Below are 8928 nucleotides of genomic sequence, written 5' to 3'. Positions count from 1 at the left end.
GCTAGTGTTCAGCTTTCTGGTAATTTTCCTATCCGCTGATCCGCCCGCGCATATTGGCATCATGTTTGTCGGGTTTGCAGGGCTTGGCCTGCTCGCACTTGGTGTTGGGCTGAACATCGCGGTGCTTCAACGACGGTTCACCATGGCGAATTATGTTTACAACATGATCATGGCACCATCTTTCTTCCTTTCCTGCATTTTTTACTCGCTCGAAAGCGTCCCGGCGCAATTTCGAGATGTGCTGGTTTGGAACCCGATCGTCCACGGTGTCGAAACCTTTCGCGTCGGCTTTTATGCCGTCTACCCAGACACATATGTGAGCCTGAGCTACCTCTACCTTTTCGGTCTCGTCGCGCTTTTCATCGGCATGGTGCAACTTCGGCTCAGCCGCAGGGGTGAATCGTGATTCACTTCGAGCATGTCAGCAAGTCGTTTCGGATGCGGGGTGGCGCGCGGCGACGGGTGTTGAACGATCTAACGTTGACACTTCCGCATCGGAATATTGGCGTGCTGGGTCGCAATGGCGCGGGCAAGTCGACTTTGCTGCAACTTATCGCGGGCGTCATCGACCCCGATTGGGGGCATGTCAGGCGCGACATCCGTGTGTCTTGGCCAATCGGTTTTCGTGGCAGTTTCCACCCGCAGTTGACTGGGCTGGAAAACATCCGCTTCGTAGCGCGGGTCTATGGTGTCGACGAACAGACGGTGATCGATCACGTCGCAAACTTCGCGGAAATCGGCGAGTTTATAAACGAACCGGTACGCACCTATTCTTCGGGTATGGGCGCGCGGCTTGCATTTGGGCTGAGCATGGCGTTGCGATTTGATACATATCTGGTCGACGAGTTGCTGAGTGTCGGCGACGCGAGTTTCAAGAGAAAATCGCGAGCGGCATTTGACGAGTTGCTACGCAAGTCGCGTATGATCATGGTGTCGCATTCGATGCCAGCCTTGCGCGAATACTGCGATTGCGGGTTGCTGGTCGATGGCGGCTCCGCTGTTTTTTATGAAGATCTGGACGAGGCAATCGACGTCTATGACGCAATTGTCGCCTGACATTGGCAGGGCAACTCGAATGAGCGGAGATGGCAATTGAGCGACTTGACCGACAGCAAGAACGCCCCGGGCGCGGCAGAGACAAAAGCGCAGCAAGCTACACCAGCTGCCGCGCGCGCGGATGGTGCGGCCAAGGCGCAACCCGGCAGCAACGGTGCGGGGAACGGGAACCCGCCAGGCCGGTCGGCAAAAGCGAACGCGGGTCAACGCCCCAAAGCGCCCGCGACTGGTTCGAGCTTTGTCGCGGGGCCGATCGAAGTGCCATCTGTCGGCACAAAGCGGCTTTTCAGTTGGATTACGATAACGACCTTCGCGCTTTTTGTGCTTTTACCGGTCGGTTTGGCTGCCTATTACTATGCCTTCATCGCTGCAGACCGCTATGCCGTCGAAGTGAAGTTTGCGATCCGTTCCCCCAGTGGCATTGGCACGAACGATTTGCTTGGCATGGTCACGGGGGCGGCTGCGGCGGGCAGCACGCAGGCCGATTCCTATATGGTCGTCGATTTCCTTGAAAGCCGTCAGTTTCTTGACGCGATCTCGGATCATGTCGATGTCATGGCCATATATTCGAACGACAAGGCCGACTTCTTGACCAGAATGCCAACCGATGCGACCAAGGAAGAGCAGGTCGAATATCTGCCCAAGATGCTTTCGGCCAATTATGACAGCACCTCGCAAATCCTGACCGTCGAAGTGCAGGCATTCTCGCCGGAAGATGCATTTGCAATGAGCGAGGCTGTGCTGGCGGCCACGAGTGATCTGGTGAACAAAGTGTCCGAACACGCGCGCCAAGACACCGTGCGACTTGCCGAGTCAGAGCTTGCGCGCGCCGAAGAAGGGCTGCGTCAGCAACGGGCGGCGATCGCGCTTTTCCGTGATACCGAGCAGCAGATCGACCCGACCACCTCTGTTGCCGCGCAGGAAGGCGTTTTGGCGCAGTTGCAGGGGCAATTGGCGCGTACACTGACCGAGATGAGCAGCCTGCGAGAGTTTCTGGCAGAGGATGCGCCCAGCGTTCGTGTGCTGCGCAGCCAGATCGATTCAATCGAACGGCAAATCGCCGCGGAACGTTCGCGCCTAGGAACGGGAAACAGCGGCGCAAACGGTTTGGACGGCGCTCAGGGGCAATCGCTCAACATCGCTGTGGCGCAGTACGAGGCGCTGGCCGTCGATCTGGAGTTTCGCCAACGCGCCTATCTTTCAGCGCTTTCATCGCTCGAAGCGGCGCGGATCGAGGCGGATCGCCAGCAACGTTACGTCGCGGCCTTCGTAAACCCCTCGATCCCCGAGGAGGCGCTTTATCCCAGGGCCATGCTCTCGATTTCGGTGATTGCCCTCGTGTCGTTTCTGATTTGGGGAGTGTTCAGCATGTTCGTACAGATAGTGCGTGAACATCTAAGCTGATCCCGGCATGCCGCGCCGACTATTCGCCTAACTTGCGGATCAGTCGGCGCTGCTGCCAACGCGCAACTGGCGCGACCCACGGCCCGAAAAGGTAAAGCAATTTAACCGGCAGGCCGGGCAATACCAGAAACCGCCCGGCTTCCATGCCACGCAGCAATGCATTGGCAACGACGCTGGCAGACAATACCGGCGCGCCTGCGGCGATACGATTTGTGACAGCGGGGCGAAGCGGCAATTCCGCTGCGAGCATCGGCGTGTCGGTATCGGGCGGCAGGCACAACGTCACGCTGATGCCGCGCGCGGCAAGTTCGACTCGTAGCACTTCGGCAAGACCGCGCAGGGCAAATTTCGATGGCGCATAGCCGCCGTACCCATAGGTGCCAATCAACCCCGCTGCCGACCCTACGAGCGCAATGCGCGAGCCTGCGTGCATCAATGGGGCAAGCGCCAGCACCATGTTAAGGCTACCGAAGTAGTTGATTTCCATTACCTCGCGCTGCACCGAAAGGCTGTTGGCGTCAAATCGACCCGGCAGCGTGATGCCTGCGGCCAGCACGACTCGGTCCGGCGCGCCGAGCGCCGTTACGGCTTGCGAGACGGTCGTTGCGACCCGCTCGGAATCTGCTACGTCGAGCGGAAAGCACCGCACTTCTGCGGTTGGTATTTCGGCGCAAATCGTTTCGGCTGCGCGGTCAAGCCGCGCCTTGTCGCGCGCAAAAAGGCCGAGGCGCGGTTTCTTGCGCCTGCGCGCATAGGCCATTGCGGTAGCAAGCCCGATACCGCTCGAACCCCCTGAAATGAAGATCGAGCCATCTGCGTTATTCATGCAATCCCCCAGGCGGCGCCGCCGCCACAAAAGCAGGATGGCGTTTTGGGCGCGGTGCTACAACCCATAACCGCTGTCAGATGGGCCCGGCACTAGACAGCGCATGCACCTTCAAATAGGTTCACCGACATTATCAGGTTTACGCTGCCCACCCATTTCTTCATTAGCAGGTCGCCGAAAGTGTCAATTCCAAATCAGAGACGCAATCGGGTCACAAGAACGCAGGTTCCTGCAACAAGCGAACCGACAATTCACCTTGTGCAACGCCGCGCAGTGCTTGCAGGTGCAATGGCGCTGCTTGCCGCCTGTAGCCTGCCGCGACAGGGGCCCGATACCGCCGGTGTAATCTCTGGCGCCGAGGCATATGATTACCTGTTGTTGGATGTCGATGCCGCCGTGGTTCAACACCTTGGCGTTCCCTATCGAAATGGGTTGGCCGCGATTCCCAGCAGCACCGCGGCGCAACCCTCGCAGGCGGTAGGTTTGGGCGATGTGCTGAACGTGCGCGTGCTTGAAGCTGGTGCAGGCGGGCTTTTCGCCACCGGTAATGGCGGCGCCGGAGGCACCGATTTTCCCGCCGTTGTGGTCGATCGTAGTGGCCGGATTTCTTTGCCCTATGTCGGTGAAATCGACGTGGCTGGAAACACACCCAGCGAGATTCAGCAAAAGATCGTCGAGAAGCTTGCAGGCAAGGCAATCGAGCCACAGGCATTGGTCAATATCGTGCGTTCCGAAAACAACCGCGCAACCGTGGCGGGCGAAGTTGGTGCCCCCGGCGTCTATGCGCTGTCGCTGCATGGCGATCGCATCTCGCAAGCCATTGCAAGTTCGGGCGGTAGCCGACACGCGGCGCATGAGACGCTCGTTACGCTGGTGCGCAACGGTCGAACTGCCAGCGCCTATCTTTCCGATATCCTGCTCAAACCCGGAAACGACATCAAGTTGCAGCGCGACGATCTGATCGTGCTCACGCGCGAGCCGCAGCGATATACTTTGTCGGGTGCTGTGGCGCGGCCCGGAACCTTTGCGCTTGAAACCACCGATTATTCAGTGCTCGAAGCGGTTTCCGCCGCTGGCGGGCCGATCGACGCGCGCGCCGATGCAACCGGGGTATTCCTGTTCCGCTACGAGAGTGCCGCGCGCCTGCGCGCAGTTGCGCACAATGATCTGGCCGCCTACCCACAAACCGCACGTGGTATTCCCACCGTGTACCGTTTCGACATGAAGAACCCGACCACGCAGTTTCTGGCGCAGTCTTTTTTGCTATCTGACAACGACGCGATCTACGTCACCAATGCAGAGTCGGTGCAACTCGCCAAACTGATGTCGATTTTCAATGTTGCGGTTGCAACGGCCAGCAACGCGCAAGATCTGTAGTGGTAGCGTGGTTTCCGTTTTGGCTGCGGCGCGGAAAGGCTTCTTGCTGACGGCTTCGCTGGCTGGGTTTGGGTGTGGTTTTACTTGCCCGTCTGCTTGCGCTTCAATTGCGGCATCAATACTGTAAACGGCATGAGGGGCGCGTGGTTGGCGGGCTTTCGGTGCCGGTGATCGTTTGGATATTGCATGATAGCCATATGCCATACTGGGCATCACAATACCGGAGCGATAACGCTTCAAGCCTTTCTTTCCCAGTATTCGCTCCGCGCGCTGAAGCAGGGTGTGGACTGCCTTTGGAAAAGAAACCCGATCATGCCCCGCCTACACGAGATGGCCCTAAGCTGTGCGAGCCAGGGCCTGCGACTCAAGCCGTTTCATTCGCCCCTGCGTCTAGGCGGTGCTGATCTTGGCGTAACTGGATCAATGCACCTTCCAACTTCTGCGCAATCATCCATTTTACCATGTATCTTGCTTTCAGGTCAGCACGATAGCGCCGCTATCCAATGAGCGAGCCAAACCGGAATACGCCCATGCATATCAGCCTCTATATCGGCCACCACAAGGTCGGCTCCACCTCGCTCCAAGTGTATTTGTCTCAGAACTTCAATAAATTATTGGATGCTGGCATTCTTTATCCTTTTACAGAAATGACAGGCGCTGCCGCGGCCTTGGCCAGATCGCGAAGAGGTGACACTGCAGAAGTTCTTCCGGTAAATATTCGCGAACCGCACAGTGCGCTTGCCTACCGCATGATGGCCGAAGTCTCGGACAGGAAGGTTCCTCAGCAGTTTCAAATGCTGCCAAGTTCACATCAGATGATGCACGCGATCCGCGCTCAGGTTGAAGCCTTGCAGCCAACCGGGCTAATTCTGTGTTCCGAGGCATTTACTAATTTTGGCTCTGTGGAGCCGCAGTTGGTGAGGCGGTTATGTGACCAGTTTCCCAAGGCGACTTTCAGCCTCTACTGCGCGCTGCGCCGCCCCGACGACTACATGGTATCTTGGCATGGCCAACGCATCAAAGTCAGCGAGCCTGTTAGTCCGCTGCGCGAGGGTGCTTGGGCGCATTACGCTCCGACCATCCACCTCAATTTCCGTCTCGCCGTGGAAGCTTGGCTGGATCTGGTGCCAGGTCAGCACAAGGTGCTTCGCAACTACGGCGACATACTGAAAGCAGGCGGGTCAGAGGCCGATTACATCGCGCATTCCGGCCTAGCCTTCCCCAAAGACATGCTTCCCGCGGTTTCTGCCAACAAAAGCCTACCGCTGGCCGTTACGGAAATTGCCCGGCGCGGCAATGCCGTTCTCTCCACCCCCGATGCGCACCGTCTGATACGCTTCCTGCAAGCGGTGGACGGCAAGATTACCCTACCGCACAATGCCGATGTCGAAATGTTCGGCGCTGCCCACCGAAAAAACATTTTCAATGAGTTTTTGCCTATCCATGATTGGCTCAGCCGTGCCGCAGGTGCTGAGGCGTTTTTTCCCGATTTGAACCAAATACTTGAATGCCGCACAATGCCAGAAACCGAAGCGGTGCGCGCAGCCCTCGACCAACTTACTCCCGAGGTGACAGCGCCCCTGCCCGTCTCGGTCCGTGATTTCATTGCACAGGAGCGCGCCCGCTTCGCCCCTTTGCAGCCATGACTTCTTTCCAGAAGCAGAACAATTGATGCCCGCTACCCAAATGACCACTTTGCAATCGCTGCTCTGGCCAGAGCCGGGTATCTCGACAGAGCGCGAGCTTTACATGCGCCTTGCGGGGCCCGTCGCATTTTCGATGAACGCCCCTTGCTTGACCTTTGGAAGGGGTGGGAGCGCCGATTTCAGCACCGCCGCCAACGTGTTCAACCTAGGCAAGTGGCGGCGTCACTGCGGTTTGGTGGATCTTCGGCTTCGGCTTGACGGCATTGGTTCGTTTGAGCTTGTCGTGTTCTGCGCGCAAACAGGGCAGTCTCGCGAACCGCTCGTCAATACGCTCGTGGAACTTTCCTTGGATAAGCCGTTGAGTGTCGATGTGACGCCGCACATTGCGGCTCATGCCTCGACGGGCGTGCTGTTCTTCACGCTGCGCGCCCTTGGCGACGCGCGGCTGAACGGTGCCGCATGGGTTACTGCCACCCTACCCACGCGTCTGCCAAAACTGGCCGTCTCGATAACCACCTACAAGCGCGAAGCGGCAGTGCAGGAAACCGCAGAGCGGTTCGAGCGTTTCATCGCGCGCTCCTCGCTTGCCCCGCGCCTGCATCTTTTCGTGGTGGATAACGGACAAAGCGCCAATATCCCCGCCTCGGACCACGTCACCCCAATCGCCAATGCCAATCTTGGCGGCTCAGGTGGTTTTGCCCGCGGACTTCTTGAGGCCGAGGCGCGCGGTTTCAGCCATTGTCTGTTCATGGATGACGACGCCTCGGTTCACATGGAAGCGTTGGTGCGGACTTGGGCGTTTCTTGCCTATGCAACTGACCCGAAAACTGCCGTTGCGGGGGGCCTGACATCCGCCGAAAACCCATGGTCACTTTGGGAAAGCGGCGCAATTTTTGATCGCTTTTGCCGCCCGCAATGGATGGGCACAGATCTGCGCGCGTTTGACGACGTCGTTCGAATGGAGGAAGCGTCAACCGTGCCAAAGCCGCATAATTTTTACGGCGGCTGGTGGTTCTTTGCCTTCAGCATCGCCGAGACAAGGCATTGGCCTTTCCCGTTTTTTGTGCGCGGCGACGACATCAGTTTCTCAATCGCCAATGACTTCGAGATCGTCACCCTGCCCGGGGTGATCTGTTTTCAGGATACGGATTTCGCCGAAAAGGAATCGCTGCAAACGCTCTATCTCGATCTGCGCAGTCATCTCGTGCACCACCTCGCACTTCCATCCATGGATATCGGCCTGCGCGGCACGCTCGGCATTCCGCTCTGGTTCTTTATCCGAAGCCTGATGCAAAGCCATTACGACACCTTGGCAGCACTGAACCTTGCGTTGGAGGACGTTTTGCAAGGGCCGGGTTTCTTTGCCGAAAACGCCGATATGTCCGAGCGCCGCGCCCGCATCGCCAAGAAGCGTCAGACCGAGAATTGGGTGCCGATGACCGGGCAGCCACCTGAATCGCGTCGCCGGTTCGACCCGCGCCGAAGCCGTTTCTGGCTACTGCTGACGGTGAACACGCTGAACGGCCACCTGCTGCCGTTTTTTGGACTTTGGGGGAACCATGTCACGTTGAAATCCAGTCAGCGCGGAAATCTGCAAGAGGTTTGGGGGGCTGCGCGCATTACCTATGTGAACGCGGATGGGACCCAGATTTTGACCGTGCGCCATTCCAAACTTGCGGCGCTGAAACAGAGCTTTCGCATGGCGAAAAACCTCGGAAAACTGGCGTTGAGATACCCTGCGATCAAGAAAGAGTGGCAGCGCGGGTATGAGGGTATTGCGACACGCGATTTCTGGCAAAGGACGTTCAAATCATCCTGATAAAGTCATGCAGCAAGGGAATGCTTGATCAAGATGCGGAAATGAGGCCAGTTTAACATGCGTGTTACCTTCCTAGGCAGGGAGGGAACAACTCAGGGGTGCGTTGAATGTTGTTCTGGAAAGGTCGTTCCAAAGTCGCCCGCTGGTCGATTGTTTCCACAATGCACGGCGTGCCTGAGACCGTTCTGCCCTGCATCGCGTATCATCTGAAAAGCGATGCCGAGCGGATTCACATCTACCTCGACACCCCTCTGCCAGAGATAGAGGCGGCGCTGGCTTCCAATCCTCGCTGCGTGGTCACGGTCTGCGATGACGCGTACTGGGCAGCACGGCCCGCTGGACGGCCAAACAATTTGGTGCCGAGGCAAAACGCGAACGTTGCTCATGCGCGCAGCGCCAGCGATAGCGACTGGCTGGTGCACATTGATTCTGATGAGTTTCTGGTGGCGGCAGACCCTGCGACGCCCCTTGCACTCGGTACCGAGTTGGCGCGTGTGCCCAAAGAGCACGACTGGGTGCGCATTTTGCCAATGGAACGTGTTCTGCCGCCCGCGCCCGAACCGAAAACGATATTTGACGGAGTGTTTCGCAGCCGGACCGATGACACCGCGTTGATCGCTGCCGCCTACGGCGAAGGTGCACCATTTCTGTTTCGCGGCCTGTCCGGGCATGTGCGCGGCAAGATAGCGTTTCGCCGCGAGACCCGTTTCAGGGTTCGTATTCATGACGTGATATACCCTGTGCCGCCGGGAGAAAAACCGCCTGTGGTTGTCAAGCCGTCGGAATTGCCTCCTTTCACG

8 protein-coding genes are annotated in these 8928 nt (G+C 58.1%); 7 read left to right on the top strand and 1 reads right to left on the bottom strand.

From position 1 onward, the window contains the following. The 3 genes from ABY403_RS09650 to ABY403_RS09640 form a co-directional block, all read left to right on the top strand. Positions 1-406, top strand: a 406-nt coding sequence (locus ABY403_RS09650; protein ID WP_372840580.1) for an ABC transporter permease, incomplete at its 5' end; no start/stop codon positions are given. Next, the gene (locus tag ABY403_RS09645) at positions 403-1056 is read left to right on the top strand and encodes an ABC transporter ATP-binding protein (RefSeq protein ID WP_372840579.1); all 654 of its coding nucleotides are present in this window, start codon (positions 403-405) and stop codon (positions 1054-1056) included. The genes ABY403_RS09650 and ABY403_RS09645, both read left to right, overlap by 4 nt. 36 nt (positions 1057-1092) lie before the next feature. Beyond that, complete coding sequence (locus ABY403_RS09640) at positions 1093-2460, top strand: hypothetical protein (RefSeq protein WP_372840578.1); 1368 nt, start codon at positions 1093-1095, stop codon at positions 2458-2460. 19 nt (positions 2461-2479) lie between these two features. Here the strand turns inward: ABY403_RS09640 and ABY403_RS09635 are convergent, their stop codons facing one another. Next, complete coding sequence (locus tag ABY403_RS09635; RefSeq protein ID WP_372840577.1) at positions 2480-3286, bottom strand: SDR family NAD(P)-dependent oxidoreductase; 807 nt, start codon at positions 3284-3286, stop codon at positions 2480-2482. 288 nt (positions 3287-3574) lie between these two features. Between ABY403_RS09635 and ABY403_RS09630 the strand changes: the two genes are divergently transcribed. The 4 genes from ABY403_RS09630 to ABY403_RS09615 form a co-directional block, all read left to right on the top strand. Beyond that, entirely contained in the window at positions 3575-4663 is a 1089-nt protein-coding gene (locus ABY403_RS09630) for a polysaccharide biosynthesis/export family protein (RefSeq protein ID WP_372840576.1), read from the top strand. Positions 4664-5193: 530 nt separating this feature from the next. Next, positions 5194-6309: a hypothetical protein gene (locus ABY403_RS09625; RefSeq protein ID WP_372840575.1), complete on the top strand. Its 1116-nt coding sequence runs from the start codon at positions 5194-5196 to the stop codon at positions 6307-6309. A 25-nt stretch (positions 6310-6334) separates the two neighbouring features. After that, positions 6335-8128, top strand: coding sequence for a glycosyl transferase (locus ABY403_RS09620; RefSeq protein WP_372840574.1), 1794 nt, complete (start codon positions 6335-6337; stop codon positions 8126-8128). A gap of 107 nt (positions 8129-8235) precedes the next feature. Beyond that, positions 8236-8928: glycosyltransferase family 2 protein (locus tag ABY403_RS09615; protein ID WP_372840573.1), on the top strand; the 693-nt coding region annotated here is incomplete at its 3' end.

This window comes from Phaeovulum sp. (assembly GCF_041596715.1).
Taxonomy (GTDB): Bacteria; Pseudomonadota; Alphaproteobacteria; order Rhodobacterales; family Rhodobacteraceae; genus UBA6213.
The sequence above is the reverse complement of the archived record's forward strand: the minus strand, read 5'-3'. Positions and strand labels throughout refer to the sequence as shown.

Bases quoted from the DNA above. Each gene is read 5' to 3' on its own strand.
- ABY403_RS09635 (WP_372840577.1), bottom strand. From the start codon at position 3,286: ATGAATAACGCAGATGGCTCGATCTTCATTTCAGGGGGTTCGAGCGGT.
- ABY403_RS09630 (WP_372840576.1), top strand. From the start codon at position 3,575: ATGGCGCTGCTTGCCGCCTGTAGCCTGCCGCGACAGGGGCCCGATACC.
- ABY403_RS09625 (WP_372840575.1), top strand. From the start codon at position 5,194: ATGCATATCAGCCTCTATATCGGCCACCACAAGGTCGGCTCCACCTCG.
- ABY403_RS09620 (WP_372840574.1), top strand. From the start codon at position 6,335: ATGCCCGCTACCCAAATGACCACTTTGCAATCGCTGCTCTGGCCAGAG.